The organism is Lentzea sp. NPDC054927 (assembly GCF_053610285.1).
The window spans coordinates 1-19,016 of sequence record NZ_JBSGXZ010000060.1; the positions used below are offsets into that span (position 1 = coordinate 1).

The window sequence follows — 19,016 nt, forward strand, 5'->3', positions numbered from 1 at the left end:
GCCTGGTTGTGGCTCGCTCTGGCCCGACTTGGGACGGGGACCCGCCCGGACCGCACCACCCACGCAACGCCACTCCGCCCAACGCAACAGGCGTGCCATCAACCCACGCACGGCGGAGGACCCCCAGATCAGATTGGCAGGGGGTCTGGGGGACGGAGTCCCCCAGAGGAAGCACCCAACGCAACACGCTCAACGCAACCGGGGAACCCTACGCAACTGGCGACTGCTCCACAGACGGCAACACAACCCGAAAAACCGCCCCACCACCAGACGGCGGCTCACAACTCAATTCCCCACCATGAGCCCGAACAACCGCCCGAGCAATAGCCAACCCCAACCCAGACCCCCCAGACCGCCGATCCCGAGCGTCATCCAACCGAACCAACCGGTCGAAAATCCTCTCCCGCTCCCCCTCCGGAACCCCAGGCCCATCGTCCGACACCGTGAACCCAGTGCCATCCACAAGAATCCGCACCGCCCCACCCACCCCAGTGGCCTGCCGAGCGTTGTCCACCAAATTAGCCAAAACCTGCGCCAACCTCTGCCCGTCCCCAACCACAGTCACCGGCACCCCTTCAACAGAAATGTCGAAGTCAGGCGCCACAAACCGAGTCCGCGCAACCTCAGCCTCAGCCAACCCCAGCAAATCCACAGACTCCCGCTGCATCTCATACCCAGCATCCAACTGAGCCAACGCCAGCAGATCGTCCACCAACCGCCCAGCCCGCCGAGCCTCCCGCACCAGCAAAAACGACATCTGATCCCGATCAGGCGAATCAACCGGCGCCTGCACCAACGCCTCAGCCACCGCTTGAACCCCAGTAATAGGCGTCCTCAACTCATGAGCAGCATCCGCGACAAACCGCCGAGTCCGCTGCTCAGACCCCTCCAACGAGTCCAACATCCCGTCAAAAGCCGCAGCCGTACGCCCCAACTCGGTATCCGTCCGGGAAGGGTTCAACCTCCCACCCCGATGCCCAGCCGCAATCGCCTGCGCCAACGAAGTCATCGCGTCCAACGGCGCCAACGCCCGCCGAACCACCCAGATCATCAACACCCCGGTGATCACGATGGCCCCGAGCCCCAACATGATCAACAGCTTCCGCAACCGAACCTGAGCCTGCGAAATCGCCTCGGTGTCGGCATAAAAAGTGAACTTCGCCCCGCGAATCACCTGGTTCTTGCGCTGGAACGGCCCCTCCTCAGGCGCATCCCCGAACCGGTTCCCGTTGGCCAGCTCCACCGTCACGTGGACGTTCCGCTTGCTGAGCTGACGAACCACGTCCCGCGGCGGCACACCGCGAATCATCAACCCGGTCGCCCGCGTCTCGGCGTCGCGCAGCACCACGTCGACGTCCTTGTTGGACTGTCCCTCGAACGTCCGATCGACGGAGATCACCAACGCCACCAGCACCAGGAACAGCACCAGCAGCACCGAAACAGCAACCCGGCGCCGCAACGACACCGTGCGCAGGTTCATTCGTCAGCCCGCAACACGTACCCAAGACCACGCACGGTGTGTACCAACCGTGTGCCGTGTTCCTCGAGCTTCCGGCGCACAGCGGAAATGTGGACCTCGACCAGGTTCGGGTCGTAGTCCTCGTATCCCCACACGGCCGTCAGTATCTGCGTCTTCGACACCACCCGCCCGCGCTGAGCGGCCAGGTACACCAGCAGCCGCAGCTCGGTCGCGGTCAGTTCGATCGCCTGGTCAGCGCGCATGACGACACCGGCATCAGCGTCCACCACCAGGTCACCGACCTGCACCGTCGACGGCGTGCGGCCAAGACGGCGCAACACGGCAGAAACCCGCGCCACCAGCTCAGCCAGCACGAACGGTTTGCCCACGTAGTCGTCGGCCCCGCCGGACAGCCCGCGCAACCGGTCCGGCACGCCGTCGCGCGCGGTCAGCATGACCACGCCGGCACCAGAGGCCCGCCGAATCACCTCGAGCAGCTGAAATCCGTCGCGGCCGGGCAGCATCACGTCGAGCACGACCAGGTCGGGCCGGAAGCGCCCCAGGTCGGCCTCCAACTGGCGGCCGTCCAGCCGGTGCTGCACCTCGTACCCGGACTCGCGCAACGCGGACGACACCGCGGCGCCGATCGCCTCGGCGTCCTCGATCACCAACACCCTGGCGGACACCTCACCATTCTGCTGATCATCGGGACTTAGGGCGACTCGCCTTCAGCTCACGCTCAGATTGCACGCGCACTCTGGGCGCCATGTCGAAGAAATCAGCGTGGGCCGGCGCCATCGTCGCGGCCGTCGGGCTCACCGTCGGCGGCATCGCGGTGGCGACAGCGGCCGACAACCCCGACGGCCCGCCGAACATGGTGTTCGCGGAGCGCCACCCCGGCGGTCCTGGCAAGCCGGGACGTCCGGACAAGGCGAACCTGAAGGACAGCACGCTCGTGGTCGGCCGGGTGAAGTCGGTCGAGTCGGGCAAGCTCACGATCACCAAGGACGACGGCAGCGAGGTGTCGTTGACCACCGACGGCGCCACGAAGCTGCGTGGCGGCGACCTCGCTGGGCTCAAGGCCGACCAGCGCGTGACCGTGCGCGTGAAGGACGGCAAGGCGCTGAACGTGGCGCTGGCCAAGGCCAACGAGCGCGGCACGATCAAGGACGTCAACGGCAACAACGCCACGTTGGTGCAGGTGGACGGCCTGCAGACGCCGCTCGACCTGTCCGCGGTGACCGAGAAGCCCAAGAACGGTGACCTCGTCGCCGTGACCGGCACGGTGTCCGACGGCAAGACCGTCAAGGTCGAGAAGCTGCGTCAGCTGCCGAAGTAAACCTGGGCTCCACGCGGGCCGCCGCGTCTGCGAACATCGCAGTGTGGCGGTTCCGCGAAGCCCGGACAGATGGGTGTTCATCCTGCTGGTCGTCGGACTGGTCGGGATCGGGGTCGCGGTCGCCCTCTTGGCGCCGGCCAGGGTGCTCGGCGCCGAGGAACCTCCCAGACCCGTGGCCGCGACCGTCGTCGAGTCCGGCGCGTGCGGCCAGGGCATGGACACCGTCGAGTGGGAAGCGGGCGGCGAGAAGAAGCAGGCCAAGCTCGACGGCTGCGGTCACACCAAGGGCGAGACCGTCGAGATCGTGATGACCGGCAAGGACATGGTCTCGTCCGCCGCCTCTGTCCCCACCGGACCACCGATCACGCGCCGCCTCACCGCGCTGCTGTTGTGTCTCGCAGCGCTGGCGGGCGGCTTCTACGCGTTCCTCTTCCGCTACGCACCTCTGCACGCACCGGCCGTGCTGCCCGCACCTCGCCGTTGATTCCACGACGCCGAGAAAATCGAGCAACTGTTTCTCCATTTCGTGTTCAACTGTTCTTGGCGCCGTTCGGCCGATTTCACTCCTTATAATTCTGCAATACCGTGGTCAAGTTCGATCGATTCTGCCGTTACGCTTTTCGTCCAATTGGGGGATGTCTTGAAGCGTGCAAAGATTCGGATCTTGATCGCATTTCTCGGAGCAGCACTCACCTTGGTCGGCGCCGTCCAGCCGGCCGGTGCCGAACCGGTGGCCGCTTTGTCGGAGAACGTCGATCTGATGCAGGTGGGCGCGATGGGACCCACCAACCGTTGGCTGCAGAACCACAACAGCTGGAAATGCCTGCTGGTCCAAGGCGGGGCCGACCACAACCCCGCCGTCCAGTCCCAGTGCCTGGACTACGCCGACCAGAAGTGGGACTTCGTCGAGAAGGGCTACGGGCGTTACCAGCTGGTCAACCGGAACAGCGGCAAGTGCCTGCTCATCCGCGGTTCTGACAACGAGGCACCCGCCGTCCAGTTCCAGTGCCTGGACTACGTCGACCAGTTCTGGACCTTCCACTACTACGGAGGCGTCGAGGGCGAGTGGTTGTGGGTGAGGAACGTCAACAGCGGTAAGTGCTTGGTCGTTCGCGGAGGCAGCGACGGCACCCAGCTGGTGCAGTTCCCCTGCACGGAATACCTCGACCAGGCGTGGCGCCTGTGGCCGCAATAACCGGCTGATCTGGCCAGCCTCCCGGTACCCGCCTCAGCGAAGGCGGGTACCGGCGCGTCGCCTACTCACCGCCGGGCGGAGTCACCTTCTTGACGTAGAGCAGCCGGTCGCCCGGCTCGATCGCGTCCGCCTCTGGTGCGTCCACCCGGTAGAGCGTCTTGCCCCGCACCACGCCCAACACGATGTCGGGCAGGTGCCGCGGCGATCCGCCGATCTCGCTCTTCTCGACGTCCCGCTCGGCGATCGCGAGTCCTGCGTCGGGCGTCAGCAGGTCCTCCACCATCGCCACCACCGACGGCGTCGCCGTGGCCATGCCGAGCAGGCGACCAGCCGTTTCCGAGGACACGACCACCGAGTCGGCGCCGGACTGCTTCAGCAGGTGCTCGTTCTCCCGTTCCCGCACCGACGCGACGATCTGCGCCTTGGGCGCGAGTTCGCGGGCGGTCAACGTCACCAGCACCGCCGTGTCGTCCCGGTTCGGGGCAACGACGATCGCGCGCGCACGGGCCGCACCGGCGACCCTCAGCACGTCGTTGCGCGTACCGGAGCCATGCACGGTCACGAGCCCGATGGCGGAAGCAGCGTCGAGCGACTCCTGCACGGTGTCCACGACGACGATCGAGCCGGGCTCGACACCGTCGCCGAGCAGCGCCTGGACCGCTGACCGTCCTTTCGTGCCGTAACCGACGACCACGACGTGGTCACGCACGATCCGCCTCCACTTTTGAATGCGCAACGCCTGCCGGGAGCGCTCGGTGAGAACTTCGAGTGTTGTACCGACCAGCACGATCAGGAACAGGACCCGCAACGGCGTGATGACCAGAACGTTGATCAGCCGCGCCGACGACGACGCGGGCGTGATGTCGCCGTAGCCGGTCGTCGAGAGAGACACCGTCGCGTAGTAGAACGAGTCGAGCAGCGAAACGCCGTCCTCGTTGACGTCGCGGTAGCCGTCGCGGTCCAGGTAGACGATCAGCACCGCGAGCAGCAGCGCGGCCATCGCACCGACCACGCGTTTCATGATCGCCCGGACCGGGCTCTGCACCTGGTCCGGCATCCTGATCACGCCGACGAGCGAGTGCGACGCTTCGTCAGACAGGGTCATCGGGCCAACCTCTCGGGAAGCATCCGCCACAGGTGAGCAGCCGCCTCCGCACCCTTGAGGAGCAACGGCACCACTACGCGCTCGTTCGGCGCGTGCACGCGATCATCCGGCAAGGTCGCGCCGAGGTAGACGAGGGGCACCCCGAGGAACGCCTGCAACACCGCCGCGGGCCCCGATCCGCCGGCCCGAGCGAACCTGACGGGCTGGTCGAACGCGAGCTCCATCGCCTCCTTGACCGTGGCGTTGGCCGGGTCGTCCGGGCTGATCGCGTACGGCGGCACACCCTCACCGCGGAAGCTGACGGTCGCGGTGATGCCGCCTGGAGTGTGCTTGGCGACGAACTGTTCGAGCTGGTCCTTCACCTTCTCCGGCAGCTGGTCCGGCACCAGCCGGAAGCTGATCTTCGCCGTCGCGCTGGCGGGGATGATCGTCTTCAGGCCGGGACCGGTGTAGCCGCCGCTGATCCCGTTGATCTCGGCGGTCGGCCGGACCCAGATCCGTTCAAGCGTGGTGTAGCCGGGCTCTCCCGCCACGGCCTGCGCGCCACCTCCGTTGCGCGCCAGCCACTTCTGCTCGTCGAACGGCAGCTCGGCGTAGTCCCGACGCTCCTTTGTGGACGGTTCTAGTACCTCGTCGTAGAAGCCTTCTAGCTGAATGCGGCCGTCGTCGTCGTGCAGCGCGGCGATCAGTTTCGCAAGCGCCGTCGCCGGGTTCGGAATCGCACCGCCCGCGCGCCCGGAATGAACGTCATCGGTGCCGCCGAAGAACGTGATCTCGCCGCCGAGAACACCCCGTTGCCCGGTGTTGACGGTAGGTGCCTCGCGTTCGTGCAACGCCGTGTCGGTAAACACGACAAGATCGCAAGCGAGATCCTTTTTGTGCGCTTCGAGCAGCTTTCGCAGGTGTGGCGAACCCGATTCCTCCTCACCTTCGACGAAGAGTTTCAGCGTGACGCCCGGCGCATTCTGTCCGGTGGCCGCCAGATGTGCCTTCACCGCGAGCAGGTGCATCGCGACCTGCCCCTTGTCATCGCTGGCGCCGCGCCCCCGGATCTCATCGCCGCTGATCACAGGCTCGAACGGCGGATGCTGCCAGCGCTCGATCGGATCGACCGGCTGCACGTCGTGATGACCGTAAACAAGCACCGTCGGCGCATCCGGATCCTCGGCCGGCCAGCACGCGAAGACAGCGGGAAGCGCGGGCCCGTGATCCCAGATCCGAACCTCCGGCCACCCGTCTCTGCGGAGCTCCCCCGCCAGCCACTCGGCAGATCTCCGCACGTCAACGCGATGCGCCGGGTCGACGCCGATCGACGGAATCCTGATCCACTCGCAGAGCCCCGCCACGAAGGATTCGGTCAACGCGGCCACCGCGGCGCGTTCGGGATGAGGAGAATCACCTGCCACGCTCGTGGAGAATAGGCCAGCCCCATCTCGCCTACGCGGCGTAGGCATGCAAGGGTGACGGCATGGAACCGAACCGTTCCCGAGCGCGATCGGCGCTGGCGCTCGCCGCACTGCTGGGCCTGGCAGGAGCAACCCACTTCACCAGGCCGAAGTTCTACGACGCGATCGTCCCCCGCGCCCTGCCCGGCACCCCGAGGCAATGGACGTACGCGTCAGGCGCAGCCGAACTGGCCGTGGCCACCGCGGTAGCCGTACCCAAAACGCGCCGCTTGGGCGCCCTGGCCGCCACCGCGCTGTTCATCGCCGTCTTCCCGGCAAACGTGAAAATGGCTCTGGATTTCCGCGACAAGTCGCCGAAAGCCCGAGCCCTGGCGTATGGTCGCCTGCCACTGCAGATCCCGCTCGTAGCATGGGCCTGGAAAGTGGCCAAAGCATCCCCATGACCACCCTGGGTAATCCTTAACCAAGTATCCCGCAAACGCTGTCATTTTCTGCGCGAGGAACCCTAGGATGCGCCCTGTGCACACGCTTCTTCAGCGCGCCGCAACCGCGCTCGGCTGGGACGGAGTCGTCGTTCCCGACGTCGCCGTCCTGGGCCAGCAGGTGTCCGCGGTGGTGCGCCTGCTGCCCGAAGTGCACGAGTGGAGAACCCAGAACGGCTGGCCACCCCGCGCCGACCCCTCGTGGTTCCGCTCCTGGTTCGAACCAGAAGCCCACGACCGCCTCCCCGTAGCCGCCGTGGAGCTGATAGGCGTCCTGGTCAGCGAATCCACAACGGACCGCGCCCTGCAATCCTGCGGCACCCTGCTGACCCTGGCCCCGTGCGCGGTGATGCTCCCCCGCACCGGCGAGTCCCAGGCCTGGTCGTACATCGAACTCGACTACTACGGCATCGGCGTCGTGGTGGCCGACGACTCCACCGCCGACCTGATGGTCCCGCCGGAGGACCGCTCCCCGGAGTTCGGCCCGTCCCTGTTCGGACGATGGCTGCTCGAGGTCCTCTACGAACGGGTCCTCAAGGCCTCACACGCGCCGGCCGAAGCCTGAGCCCGCTCGCCTCGCACCTGCCCGCCGACGGCTGAGCCGCTGGCCCTCGCACCTACCCGCCGACGGCTGAGCCGCTCGCCCTCGCACCTGCCCGCGGAAGCCTGAGCCGCTGGACTGCCGCAGCCCGAGCCGGCCGTCCTGCACCTCACCGATCGCCTCGGCGCCTCCGGGCAACTCACCCTTGAGAGCCCCGGCCCCTCCACCTCTCTGAAGGTTCCGGTCGCCGTTCGAGCCTGGGCCCGCTGCTGCCCCCGCGCGCTTCCTTGTCACGCAACGAGTGAAACGCGCTTTGGGTTCCCGGCTATCCACAGGTTACCCGGCCGAAGATAACCGCAGGTCAGAGAACCGCAACCTGTGGACAACTCGAGATCTTGAACCCGCAGTGATCGGCAGCGGCGCCGCGGTGATCGACAACGCAGCCTGACCACGTCCCGCCACATCCCGCCGCGCCACGCCCGCCCCGCCGCGCCACGCCCGCCCCGCCGCGCCCGCCCCGCGCCACGCCCGCCTCGCTGCGCCCCGGCCTGTCGACTTGTGCCCGCCGACTCGTGCCCGCCGACCGCGTGCCCCTCAACGCCGCGCCACCGCGACCCAGCGCAGCCATCACTCCACGCAGCCATCACGACTCCACGGACCGGATCAGGTCCTTCAGCCCCTGCTCATCCAGCAGGTCCGCCGGCCTCTCCGTGTGGTCATGCCGCACATAGTGGAACGCAGCCCGAACCCGCTCCAACGGCTCCCCCACCAACGCCGCCCAAGCCAGCCGATAGGCCGCCAACTGCACCGACAACGCGGGCAAAGCCTCGGCGTCCGGCACGGCCCCGGTCTTCCAGTCGACCACGGTCCAGCCATCGGCATCCCGGTACACCGCGTCCATCCGCCCCCGCACCGAGATCCCGTCAAATTCCGCCTCGAACGGCACCTCGACGTCATGCGGCGTCCGGTCCGCCCACGCGCTGCCCAAGAACGACTCCTTCAACCGCTCCAGGTCAGCATCCGGCGCGGCATCGGCGTCCCCAGCGCCCGGCAGTTCGTCGATGTCCAGCAGCCGGGTCGCGCCGAACCGGTTCTCCAGCCACGTGTGGAACGCGGTGCCACGGCGAGCCAGAGGGTTCGGTGGGAACGGCAGCGGGCGGCGCAGGCGGCGGGCCAGGGCGTCCGGGTCCTTGGCCAGCTCCACCAGTTGTGAGACCGACAGGTGGTCGGGCAGGACCACCTGTTCGCGGCGGTTCTGGGCGGCGGCGCGTTCGGCCAGCAGCACGTCCACGTCGCGGGCCCAGCCGTCCGGGTCGGCGTCTTCCGGCATTTCCGGGTCGTCCGGGACCACGTCGTCGGGCAGGGGTTCGGGTTCGGGCGGGAAGTCGTCGTCCGGGGGCTCGTCGACAGGTGGTGGGTAGTCCTCGTCCACCACGGCCAAGGGCTCGTCGAAGATCAGCGGGAGGGGTTCGGGCGGGGTGTTGCGCAGGGCGTCCATGGCGGCCAGGACCATGGCGGCGCCCTCGACCACGGCGTCGCGGCGTTTGCCCAGGGGGTCGGCCGGCCACTGGGAGGTTTTGACGTCCTCGGCCAGTGGGTTCGGGGTGTCGGCCGAGGGTTCCGGCGCCCACACCGAGATGTCGCCTGGCGGGTTGTCGCGTTGCAGGACCTCGTGCATCTCCTGCAGGAACACCGAGGGACCCTTGGGCTTCTCGCCGGACTCCGACCACCAGTGGCCCGACATGAGCAGGCTGTGTTCGGCGCGTGTCACGCCGACGTAGAACAGGCGGCGTTCTTCCACCAGGCGCCGGTCTTCGAACTCCTCGGCGTGGATGGTCAGCGCCTCGTCGACCTCTTTGCGGTTGAAGCCGGCGGACAGCCGCAGCACCGGCAGGTCGGCCGAGTCGCCGCGCAGGGACGCGGGTAGTTCGGTCACGGCTTTGAGCCAGCACGAGGACTTCTTGCGGCCGGGGAACACGTCGCGCACCAGGTGCGGCAGCGCGACGATGCGCCACTCCAGGCCCTTGGCAGAGTGGACGGTCAGGATCTGCACGCGGTCTTCTGAGACCTCCACCTCGCCGGGTTCGAGGCCGTCCTCGGCGTGTTCGGCGGTGTAGAGGTAGTCGAGCAGTGACGGCAGCGTTGCGGACGGGGAGGCTGCGGCGAAGTCCGTCACGACGTCGGAGAAGGCGTCGAGGTGGGCGCGGCCGACCATGCCGGGGCGCGACATCGACTCGATGTCCAGAAGCAGGGTGCGTTCGACGTCCGCGACCAGTTCGGGCAGCGGCTGGTCGAGCCTTCGTCGCAACGCCGCCAGCTCGCCGCCGAGCCGCCGGATTCGCCGGTAACCGTCGGTGGAGTAGGCGTCCGGGTCGCCGGGGTCGTCCAACGCGTCGGCCAGGCCTGCCTGTTCCGCGTGTTCACCGGGCAAAGCGTCCGCCAGCACCAGAAGCGGATCGTCCACAACGGACTGTCGCGGGGCGACTCCCGCCAGATCGCGCGCGCGGGACCACAGCGCGGCGAGGTCCACTGCTGCGAGCCGCCAGCGCGAACCGGTCAGCAGGCGGGCGGCCGCCGTACCTGCCAACGGGTCCACCAGCACGCGAAGGGCCGAGACCAGGTCTCGCACCTCGGGTTCGTCCAGCAACCCGCCGAGGCCGACGACCTCGACCGGCAGGCCGCGTTCGCGCAGGGCCGCCGCGATGGCCGCCATGTCCGAACGCCGGCGCACCAGGACGGCCGCGGTCGGGGGCACGCCTTCCGCGTCGAGGTGCGCTTCCCACTGCGCCGCGAAGTTGTCCGCGAGCCAGTCGAGTTCCTGCCGGATGTCCTCGTGCAGAGCCAGCCGCACGTCACCCGCGCCGGCACCGGGGCGGGCGCGCAGTTCGTCGACCTCCAGACCGGCTTCGCGCAGCGGCAACGACACCGCGTTCGCCAGCTCCAGGACCTCCGGCGGGTTGCGGAAGCTGGTCAGCAGACCGAACTTCCGGGTCGGCGGGAAGTCGTCGGCGAAGCGCGGCAGGTTCGCCGCGGACGCCCCGCGCCAGCCGTAGATCGCCTGCGCCGGGTCGCCCACCGAGGTCACCGGCATCGGCTCGCCGAGCCCGAACAACGACCGCAGCAGCACGCGCTGCGCATGGCCGGTGTCCTGGTACTCGTCCAGCAAAACCGCGCCGTAGCGTTCGCGCTCGCCGGAAGACACCTCGGGGAACGCGGCGAGCTGTGCGGCCAGCGACATCTGGTCCGCGAAGTCCAGAGCGGCCTCTTTGCGCTTGCGCTGCTGGTACGCGTCCAGCAGCGGCAGCAAAGCGACCCGCAACCGTTGTGCTGCAACGACTTCACGCAGCTTCTCCGGCAACGCGTCGCGCTGCCGGGGCGCCTTCGGAGCGTTCTCGATCAACGCGCACAGCTCCGCAGCGTGCGCCTCCAGCTGCTCAGGCGTCACGAGGTGCTCGCCCAGCTCACCGGCCAGCGACAGCAGGTACCCGGTGACCGTCGCCGGCACCTTGTCCGTGTCCAGGTCGCGCGCCCACGTCGACACCACGCGGTGCGCGAGCTGCCACGACGCCGTCTGCGTCAGCAGCCGCACGCCCGGCTCCACCGGCAGCCGCAGACCGTGTTCGGTGACCAGCCGCCCGGCATACGCGTGGTACGTCAGCACCACCGGCTCGCCGGTCAGCACGGCCATCTTCGTCTCGCCGCTGGGATCCAGCTCGTCCAGCAACGACGACCCGGCCAGCCTGCGCAAACGAGCCCGCACGCGATCCGCGAGCTGGCGCGCCGCCTTGCGCGTGAACGTCAGGCCCAGCACCCGGTCCGGCAGCACGAGACCGTTCGCCACCAGCCACACCACGCGCGCGGCCATGGTTTCGGTCTTACCCGCACCCGCACCCGCGATCACCAGCGCGGGCTGCGCTGGTGCGGCGATCACCTCGGCCTGCTCGGGGGTCGGTTTGTTCAGCCCGAGCGCCTCGGCGATCTCGAAAGGACTGACCGTCATCGGGCGGCAGCGCGGTCACAGGTGCTGAGCAACGTCACACACACATCTTCCTACCCGGACCACACGCGTCCGCACCACCCGTGCCGGTGTGTTCGCCGACCGTTCGAACGGATGAAACGCGCAGGTCACAGCCACCTACTCGCTCACCTGCCGGCCGGACGGGTGGACCGGGCACGTCGTACGCGCCGGGCAACGGTCGCAGTCCGCGTTCTCCCGCGCGGTGTACTGCGGCCCCAGCACGGACTCCGCGGCTCCCTGCACCACCTCCAGCCACGCCTGGACACCCTGCTCGTCGAGCGGTGCCTGGGTGCGTTCGACCGCACCTGTCTTCTTGTCCTCCTTCGCCACGTACAGCAGGCGAGCCCCGCCGGGCTCGGTGCCCAGTCCGATGTGCGTGAAGCCGCCCAGCGACGACGCCAGCTGGTAGACGGCCAGCTGTGGATGTTCCTGGGACGCCTCACGGGACACCGGGCTCTTGCCGGTCTTGAGGTCGATCACCACAGGGCGGCCGTCCTCGTCGTGCTCGAGACGGTCGACCCGGCCGCGCACCTGCAGCCACGGGCCGCCGTCGCGCTTCGGAACCTCGACGACCATCTCCTCCTCGACCGCGACCTGCGTGAGCTGGCTGCGGCTCATGGCCAGCCAGGCGAGGAACGTGTCGAGCATCTTTTCCACGCGCAGGCGTTCCCGGCGGGAGAACCACGGCGCGCCCGCGTCCACCGCCGCCCACGCCTCGTCCAGTTTCACCCGCAGCTGAGCCGAATCCGCCCCGGACGCGGCGGCCTGGGCCAGCGCGTGCACCAGCGTTCCGGTCACCGAGGCGAGCTCGGCCGGGTCCTGACCGCCGTGCCGTTCGACCACCCACCGCAACGGGCACTTCGTGATCACCTCGATGGTCGACGGCGTCACGCTGACCTTCTGGTCCTCCGTCCACAGTGGAGCATCAATGGACACCTCCGCCAAGCCGTACCAGGACTCCGGATGCGCACCGGGCACACCGGCCTCGGCCAGCCGGGCCAGCTGCTCCGCCGCCCGCGACCGCCGCTCGGGATCCTCCGAGTCCGAGCACACCACCCGGCGCAGCTCGCCGACCAGCTCACCGAGCACCAGACCACGCTGCGGGCGGTGCAGTTTGCGTTCGTCCTCAGCGGACGACTCGATCTCGTCCAGGAACCGCGACGGCTGTTCGTCCTCACCCCGCACGGCACTGATCAACAGCTTCGAGCGCGCCCGGGAAGCCGCCACCAGCAACAGGCGACGTTCCTCCGCCAGGATCGGGGCGACCGCCGACACCAACGGTTCGAGGCCGGCCAGCACGTCCACCATGCGTTCGACGCCCAGCACCGTGCCGCGCAGCCGCAGGTCGGGCCAGCTGCCCTCCTGCACGCCCGGCACCGCCACGACCTCCCACTCGCGCCCGGCCGCCGAGTGCGCGGTGATCACCGACACCGCCTCACCGGTCGGAGCCGCGGCCGCGAGCGTGTCGCCGACGATCCGTTGCGACTCCAGGTAGTCCGCGAACCCGGCCACCCCGGAACCCGGCAGCCGGTCGACGTACTTCGCGGCCGCCTCGAACAACGCGACGATCGCGTCCAGATCGCGGTCCGCCTGCATGCCCGGCATCCCGCGCCGGGCCGACTGCGCCACCCAGCGCTCCTGCAGACCCGTCGCCGTCCACAGGTCCCACAGCACGACCTCGACCGACTTCCCGGCCTCGATCGCCTTGCGCGCCAACGCCAGCAGGTGCCCGATCCGGCGTGCGGGCAGTGACTCCGCGTCCTCCAGGGCCGCCAGCCGGTCGGCCGTCTCCACCACCTCGACGAGCAGCTCACCGCTCGGCCGGTCGCCACCCGCGGCCATCTCCAGGCGCCGCAAGCCACGCCGCAAACGTCGCAGCGCCAACGGATCCGCGCCACCGTAGGATGACGACAGCAGCATCGCCGCGGTGTCCTCGTCCAACGACCCAGGCGAAGCAGCCGCACGGACGAGAGCGAGCAACGGACGCACGGAAGGCTGCTGCGCCAACGGCAACTCATCGGACGCCACCGACACCGGCACCCCAGCGGCGAGCAACGCCCGTTGCAGCACCGGCAAGGACAACGTCGCCGACCGCACGACAACGGCCATCTGCGACCACGGCACCTCATCGGCCAGGTGCGACCGCCGCAGCTGGTCTGCCACCCACGTCGCCTCCTGCGCGGACGACGCGAGCAACCGCACCTGCACGGAACCTTCACCCTCGGCCGGCAACACCGAGCGCGAGGGAGAAGCTCCGGGCAGCCGGGCAGCCAGCCGCGCCACCGCGTCCCTGACCTCGGGCATCATCCGGTGCGACTGCCGCAACACCACCGTCTCACCCGGCACGTCCCGCAGGATCTCCGGATCGGCGCCGCGGAACGTGAAGATCGCCTGGTCCGGATCGCCGGCCAGGACGAACCGCTCCGCACCCGACCCCAGCGAGCTGATCAGCGAGTACTGCATCGGGTCGAGGTGTTGCGCGTCGTCGACCAGCAGGTACCGCACCCGGCGCCGTTCGCCGAACAGCAGGTCCTCGTCGTTCACGAACGCGGCATAGGCCGACGACACGAGCTCGGCAGCGTCGTAGGCGGGGGCGTACGCCGTCGCGGAGTCCATGCCGGACAACAGGTTCACCGCCTCGTACTGCGCGCCGAACCGGCCGGCCGCCACCCACTCGTCCCGTCCCTGCTCCTCACCGAGCTCGATCAGGTCCTCCGGCCCGAGCCCGCGCTCCGCCGCCCGCAGCAGCAGATCCCGCAGCTCGTGCGCGAACCCCGGCAGCTCCAGCGCGGGCCGCAACCGCTCCGGCCACTGCAACGCACCCAGATCGACGTCACCGGCCAGCAGTTCGCGCACCATCGCGTCCTGATCCGGCCCGGACAGCAACCGGGGTGGCGGCTCGCCGAGCAGCACGGCCTGGTTGCGCAGCACCGCGAACGCGTACGAGTGCACGGTCCGCACCAACGGCTCGCGGATCGCCGACAACCGCCCGGTCAGCAGCTGCGTGATGCGAGCGCGCAACGCCACGGACGCACGCCGGTTCGCGGTCAGGACCAGCACGTTCTCCGGATCGGCTCCCAGTTCCAGCACGACGTGCGCGGCCAGCTCGGCCAGCAACGTCGTCTTGCCGGTGCCGGGACCACCCAGGACCCGCAGAAAACCCTCGTGCGCGAAGACCCGCTGGGCAGCGGAGTCCCACCGGGGACGCGGGCGCGTCTCCGGCTTCCGGCGGACCAGCTGGGGTGGAAGTGCCACGACTCGATTTCACCACGCTGCACCGACAAGATCAGCGACGCCCGCCGATCGGGGCAGCACCCGGTTTTCGACTACCTTCTTGACAGATAGTGGTGGTCTAGTCCATTTTTGAATGCGTTGTGAGCCCCCTCACTGCCAGCTCCGCCGCCCTGGACCGAGCAGTCTTGGAGGACTGATGAAGCGGTTCCTCGTCGGCGCAATCGCTGCCACGTGCGCGGCGATCATGCTGCCCACGACCGCACAGGCGGCCGTCAACCCCGTGCTCGCGGCCCCCTACCTCTACCAGTGGGGCGGTCAACCCAACCCCGCCACGGTGATGCAGCAAACGGGTATCAAGTCGTTCACCCTCGCGTTCATCCTCAGCGACGGCGGCTGCAACCCGAAGTGGGACGGCAACCGCGACCTGAACGGCTCCGACAAGACCCTGATCAACAACATCCGCGCGGCCGGTGGCGACGCGGTGCCGTCGATCGGCGGCTGGTCCGGCAACAAGCTCGGGCAAAAGTGCTCCAGCGCCACCGCACTCGCCGGCGCCTACCAGAAGGTGATCAACGCCTACGCGCTCAAGGCGATCGACATCGACATCGAGGCGCAGGAGTTCGAGAACAACGCGGTGCAGGACCGCGTGCTCGGCGCGTTGAAGATCATCAAGCAGAACAACCCCGGTGTGAAGACCGTGATCACCATGCCGACCGACCGCACCGGCCCGAACTCGTGGGGCAAGCGCCTGGTCACCCGCGCCAAGGAGCTCGGTGCGCCGATCGACACCTGGGCCGTCATGCCGTTCGACTGGGGCAGCGGCGGTGACATGTTCGCCTACACCAAGAGCGCGGTCGACGGCCTGAAGAACCACGTCAAGTCCACGTTCGGCCTCACGGACGACGCGGCGTACCGGCGCAGCGGCCTGTCGTCGATGAACGGCAAGACCGACACCGGCGAGACCGTCACCCCGCAGAACTTCCGCGACATCGTGACGTGGGCGAACTCCAAGCACCTGTCCCGCGTCTCGTTCTGGGCGGTCAACCGGGACAAGGGCAACTGCGGAGCGATGAGCTCCTCGTGCAGCGGCATCAACCAGCAAACCTACGAATTCACCAAGGCGCTGGCGAAGTTCACTGGTTAGCAGACTCCTCCGGTGGCCGGACGTGACCCCGACCCCGTCCGGTCACCGGGGTTCCAACCTCTTCAGGAAGTCGCTCGCCGTCCCGGCGGCACCGAAGTGCTCGCCGGTGGCGAAGTCCGCACCCACCGCACGCCACCACTGGGCCTGCTCCGCACTGCGAATCCCGTCGACCGCGACCGTCACGCCCGCCCCGCGCACCAGCGGCATCAACGCCGTCACATAAGGGGATCGACGCTCGACCAGGCTGCGCGCGACCCGCACCGACTTCACCGGCAGATCTCCCACGGCCGCGGGATCGAGCGGCCCGAGCCCGAAGTCGTCGAGACCCACGTGCACGCCCAGCCCCGCGAGCACCGCGAGGTTGTCGGCCGCGTCGGTCAGCGGCAGCACCTCGGCCGGCATGCTGACCGCCAGGTCGCCGACCGTCAGCCCGGTCTCCTCCAGCACCCGCACCACGCGTGAGACGAGGTCCGCGTCGGTCGACTGGTGCGCGGTCAGCCGCACGATCAGCGCCCGGTCGAACTGCCCGCGCTGCCGCCACCACGCCGACTGCCCGCCCGCGATCCGCAGCAGCCACTCGCCGAGCGGCAGGATCAGGCCGGTCTCCTCCGCCAGGCCCGCGCACCGGTCGTGGTCCATCGCCTCGAGACCCGGCCGATCCCAGTGCAGCACGGCTTCGACGCCGCTGACCTCACCGTCGGCCAGCCGCACGATCGGCCGGTACCGCACGGTGATCTCGCCGTTCTCCCACGCGCCCGGCATCGTGACGGCCAGCGCGTGGTCACGGCGGACCTCGGCGTCCTGGCCCGCGTGGAACACCTCCCACTGACCGCGCCTGCGCACCTTGGCCCGGCGCAGCGCCGTGTCCGCCGCCCGCAGCAGGTCGACCGGTTCGGTGTCCGCCGGCGGCCGGTGCACCACGCCCGCGCTCACCGACACCGCCAGCCCGTGGCCGTCCACGTAGATCGGTTCGAGCAGGTCGTCGTTGACGCTCTTCATGATCGCGCCGACACTCGGCGTGGTCGCCGTGTTCTCCACCAGCACACCGAACTCGTCGCCGTCGAACCTGGCGATCATGGCCTTCTCGCTCGCCATCACCACCCTCAGCCGCTGCGCGACGTGCTGCAGCAGCCGCTCGGCGACCCGGCCGCCGAAGCTGTTGCACACCATGCCGAACGCGTCCAGGTCCAGGTGGAAGACGGTGATGCCGTGCTCGAGATCGGCCTTGCGCAGCGCGATCTCCAGCTGGGTGGTGAAGTACTGGCGGTTCGGCAACCCGGTCAGCACGTCGTGCAACGCCTGCCGCTTCAGCTCGCCCTGCAGCAGCGCCAGTTCGGTGCCGTCCTCGACCACCACGACGAAGTGGTTGGGCGCGTTGTCAGCGCCGCGCAGCAACGACACGGTCAGCGTCAGCCGCGCCGTCTCACCGTCCTCGCGCAGCATCCGCTGCGACTGCCTGATCCGCTCGGCTCCGCCACCAACCAGCTCGTCCATCGCCTCCCGCAGCATCTCGCGGAAGCCCGGCGCGATGAGATCGAGCAGCGGAACGCCGGTGAGCTCGCCCGAGGTGCGCCCGAGGATGTCGCCGACGGCCGCGTTCACCCGGAGCAGCCGCCCGTCGAGATCGACGATCAGCACGCCATTGGACGACGACTTGACCACCTCGTTGTAGCGGGCCTCGCTCTCCTTGAGGTTCCAGTTCGCGTCGCGCACCGCCTTGAGCAACGACTTCTGCATGCTCTCCTGCTGCGAGAGCACGGACTCGGCGTTGGCCGCCGTGAACCCGGTCCCGAGCGCACCCAGCGCGAGTGCGATCCGTTCCGCGTGCCGCTGCTCGACGGGCTGGAACTCCGGCAGCGCCGGCAGCCCCTTGCCGAGCACCTCCACGGTGCAGCGCAGCCCGTGCGGCCCCAGGTGACCGAGCTTCGCCAGATCCGCGCCGATCTGCTCGACCGGAGCGGCGGTGAACGGTTCTTCGTGCAATGCCGAACACAACGCGTCGAGCCGAATTCCCAGTTCCGCGTCGAGATCTTCCCTGCCCAGTGGAATCGCGACTGCGGCGAGCAGGCGATACGACCACTTCCGGGCAAGGATCAGCCGCGCCCGGACATTGTCCTGAGGCGAGGGCGTGACGCCGGGTATTCGACTCGGGTTGGGCATTCGAGGCTGCCTCGCAAAATGGCTCTGAGGTCAGGCAGTTTACCCACGCACAGTCAGTCTCACCTCAACCGGCGGCGTGAATCAACATCACTCTATCGGTATTTCCTATGCCTTTCGACCGACCCCTGCGTAAGCGACCCTGTTCACCGCGGGATCATCGGAGACGTCACCAGGTCCGGAAGGTCGCCATTCGGCGTACTTGACCAGTCCGGGCTCGACCAGTTCGAAATCTCCGAAAAACGCCGCGATCTCGTCGTGACTGCGCTCGACGACCACGTCCCCGCCCGCCTGGTTCATCCTGTCGGCCGCGGCGAAGGCCTCCTCGTTGGCGTGGTCGTTCGCCATGTGCGAGATCGCGAGGTAGCTCCCGCTGGGCAGCGCCTCGCGGTAGTGCTTCAGCAGGCCCCACGGATCCGCCTCGGTCGGCACCCAGTGCACCGCGAACAACATCAGCAGGCCGATCGGCTGGTCGAAGTCGAGCAGCCGGTTCGCCTCACCGCTGGTCAGGATGCTGTCCGGATCACGCATGTCGGCCTGGAGCACGCTGACGCGGTCGTTGCCCGCGACGATCAGTTCACCGTGCGCGACGGCCACGGGATCGCGGTCCACGTAGACGATCCGGCACTCGGGAGCCTCTTCCTGCGCGACCTCGTGCACGTTGGCCACGGTCGGGATGCCCGAGCCGATGTCCAGGAACTGCCGCACCCCCTGATCGACCATGAAGCGCACCGTGCGGCGCAGGAGAGCCCGGTTGACCCGCGCGGCGCTGCGGGCGTGCGGCATCATCTTCTCGACCTTCTCGCCCATCATGCGGTCGACCGCGAAGTTGTGCGCGCCACCGAGCAAGTAGTCGTACACGCGCGCCGCGCTCGGCACGGAGACGTCCACGCTCTGTGGAATCCAGTTCTGCTCGCTGGACACGACGACCACCTC

At 68.7% G+C, this 19,016-nt stretch carries 14 protein-coding genes; 6 read left to right on the forward strand and 8 right to left on the reverse strand.

The window, feature by feature from the left end; genetic code table 11:
- Nucleotides 1-208 precede the first annotated feature (208 nt).
- Together ACWGE0_RS42210 and ACWGE0_RS42215 are read right to left on the reverse strand one after the other, a co-directional pair.
- A complete protein-coding gene (locus ACWGE0_RS42210; protein WP_452266498.1) occupies nt 209-1,480 on the reverse strand; it encodes a sensor histidine kinase in 1,272 nt (423 codons plus the stop codon).
- Entirely contained in the window at nt 1,477-2,145 is a 669-nt protein-coding gene (locus ACWGE0_RS42215; RefSeq protein WP_452266499.1) for a response regulator transcription factor, read from the reverse strand. Before ACWGE0_RS42215 ends, ACWGE0_RS42210 begins: the two co-directional genes overlap by 4 nt.
- An 80-nt stretch (nt 2,146-2,225) precedes the next feature.
- On the opposite strand from ACWGE0_RS42215, the gene ACWGE0_RS42220 reads away from it, so the two are divergent.
- The 3 genes from ACWGE0_RS42220 (at nt 2,226) to ACWGE0_RS42230 (ending at nt 3,993) form a co-directional block, all read left to right on the forward strand.
- Nucleotides 2,226-2,798 carry a hypothetical protein gene (locus ACWGE0_RS42220; RefSeq protein ID WP_452266500.1) on the forward strand — a complete coding sequence of 191 codons (573 nt, stop codon included), beginning with the start codon at nt 2,226-2,228 and terminating at the stop codon, nt 2,796-2,798.
- Between the two features lie 43 nt (nt 2,799-2,841).
- On the forward strand, nt 2,842-3,282 hold the full coding sequence (locus tag ACWGE0_RS42225) for a hypothetical protein (protein WP_452266501.1): 441 nt from the start codon (nt 2,842-2,844) through the stop codon (nt 3,280-3,282).
- A gap of 180 nt (nt 3,283-3,462) precedes the next feature.
- The gene (locus tag ACWGE0_RS42230; protein ID WP_452266502.1) at nt 3,463-3,993 is read left to right on the forward strand and encodes an RICIN domain-containing protein; all 531 of its coding nucleotides are present in this window, start codon (nt 3,463-3,465) and stop codon (nt 3,991-3,993) included.
- A gap of 61 nt (nt 3,994-4,054) precedes the next feature.
- Here ACWGE0_RS42230 and ACWGE0_RS42235 read toward each other — a convergent pair whose 3' ends face one another.
- Nucleotides 4,055-5,098, reverse strand: coding sequence for a potassium channel family protein (locus tag ACWGE0_RS42235; protein ID WP_452266503.1), 1,044 nt, complete (start codon nt 5,096-5,098; stop codon nt 4,055-4,057).
- Nucleotides 5,095-6,504 carry a M20/M25/M40 family metallo-hydrolase gene (locus ACWGE0_RS42240; RefSeq protein WP_452266504.1) on the reverse strand — a complete coding sequence of 470 codons (1,410 nt, stop codon included), beginning with the start codon at nt 6,502-6,504 and terminating at the stop codon, nt 5,095-5,097. The genes ACWGE0_RS42235 and ACWGE0_RS42240 overlap by 4 nt, the downstream gene beginning before the upstream one ends.
- A 62-nt stretch (nt 6,505-6,566) precedes the next feature.
- On the opposite strand from ACWGE0_RS42240, the gene ACWGE0_RS42245 reads away from it, so the two are divergent.
- Both ACWGE0_RS42245 and ACWGE0_RS42250 read left to right on the forward strand, forming a co-directional pair.
- Complete coding sequence (locus ACWGE0_RS42245; protein ID WP_452266505.1) at nt 6,567-6,947, forward strand: DoxX family protein; 381 nt, start codon at nt 6,567-6,569, stop codon at nt 6,945-6,947.
- Between the two features lie 76 nt (nt 6,948-7,023).
- Nucleotides 7,024-7,551 carry a hypothetical protein gene (locus ACWGE0_RS42250; RefSeq protein ID WP_452266506.1) on the forward strand — a complete coding sequence of 176 codons (528 nt, stop codon included), beginning with the start codon at nt 7,024-7,026 and terminating at the stop codon, nt 7,549-7,551.
- Between the two features lie 619 nt (nt 7,552-8,170).
- Here the strand turns inward: ACWGE0_RS42250 and ACWGE0_RS42255 are convergent.
- Nucleotides 8,171-11,527 carry an ATP-dependent helicase gene (locus ACWGE0_RS42255; RefSeq protein ID WP_452266507.1) on the reverse strand — a complete coding sequence of 1,119 codons (3,357 nt, stop codon included), beginning with the start codon at nt 11,525-11,527 and terminating at the stop codon, nt 8,171-8,173.
- 135 nt (nt 11,528-11,662) lie between these two features.
- Nucleotides 11,663-14,800: an ATP-dependent helicase gene (locus ACWGE0_RS42260; protein ID WP_452266508.1), complete on the reverse strand. Its 3,138-nt coding sequence runs from the start codon at nt 14,798-14,800 to the stop codon at nt 11,663-11,665.
- A gap of 175 nt (nt 14,801-14,975) precedes the next feature.
- Between ACWGE0_RS42260 and ACWGE0_RS42265 the strand changes: the two genes are divergently transcribed.
- Nucleotides 14,976-15,923, forward strand: a complete 948-nt coding sequence (locus ACWGE0_RS42265; RefSeq protein WP_452266509.1) for a chitinase — start codon at nt 14,976-14,978, stop codon at nt 15,921-15,923.
- Between the two features lie 42 nt (nt 15,924-15,965).
- Here ACWGE0_RS42265 and ACWGE0_RS42270 read toward each other — a convergent pair whose 3' ends face one another.
- Together ACWGE0_RS42270 and ACWGE0_RS42275 are read right to left on the reverse strand one after the other, a co-directional pair.
- Nucleotides 15,966-18,083 carry a putative bifunctional diguanylate cyclase/phosphodiesterase gene (locus tag ACWGE0_RS42270; RefSeq protein WP_452266510.1) on the reverse strand — a complete coding sequence of 706 codons (2,118 nt, stop codon included), beginning with the start codon at nt 18,081-18,083 and terminating at the stop codon, nt 15,966-15,968.
- Between the two features lie 105 nt (nt 18,084-18,188).
- The gene (locus tag ACWGE0_RS42275) at nt 18,189-19,004 is read right to left on the reverse strand and encodes an SAM-dependent methyltransferase (RefSeq protein ID WP_452266511.1); all 816 of its coding nucleotides are present in this window, start codon (nt 19,002-19,004) and stop codon (nt 18,189-18,191) included.
- Nucleotides 19,005-19,016: the final 12 nt, after the last annotated feature.

Bases quoted from the DNA above. Each gene is read 5' to 3' on its own strand.
- ACWGE0_RS42270 (WP_452266510.1), bottom strand. From the start codon at position 18,083: ATGCCCAACCCGAGTCGAATACCCGGCGTCACGCCCTCGCCTCAGGAC.
- ACWGE0_RS42210 (WP_452266498.1), bottom strand. From the start codon at position 1,480: ATGAACCTGCGCACGGTGTCGTTGCGGCGCCGGGTTGCTGTTTCGGTG.
- ACWGE0_RS42265 (WP_452266509.1), top strand. From the start codon at position 14,976: ATGAAGCGGTTCCTCGTCGGCGCAATCGCTGCCACGTGCGCGGCGATC.
- ACWGE0_RS42235 (WP_452266503.1), bottom strand. From the start codon at position 5,098: ATGACCCTGTCTGACGAAGCGTCGCACTCGCTCGTCGGCGTGATCAGG.
- ACWGE0_RS42245 (WP_452266505.1), top strand. From the start codon at position 6,567: ATGGAACCGAACCGTTCCCGAGCGCGATCGGCGCTGGCGCTCGCCGCA.
- ACWGE0_RS42220 (WP_452266500.1), top strand. From the start codon at position 2,226: ATGTCGAAGAAATCAGCGTGGGCCGGCGCCATCGTCGCGGCCGTCGGG.
- ACWGE0_RS42255 (WP_452266507.1), bottom strand. From the start codon at position 11,527: ATGACGGTCAGTCCTTTCGAGATCGCCGAGGCGCTCGGGCTGAACAAA.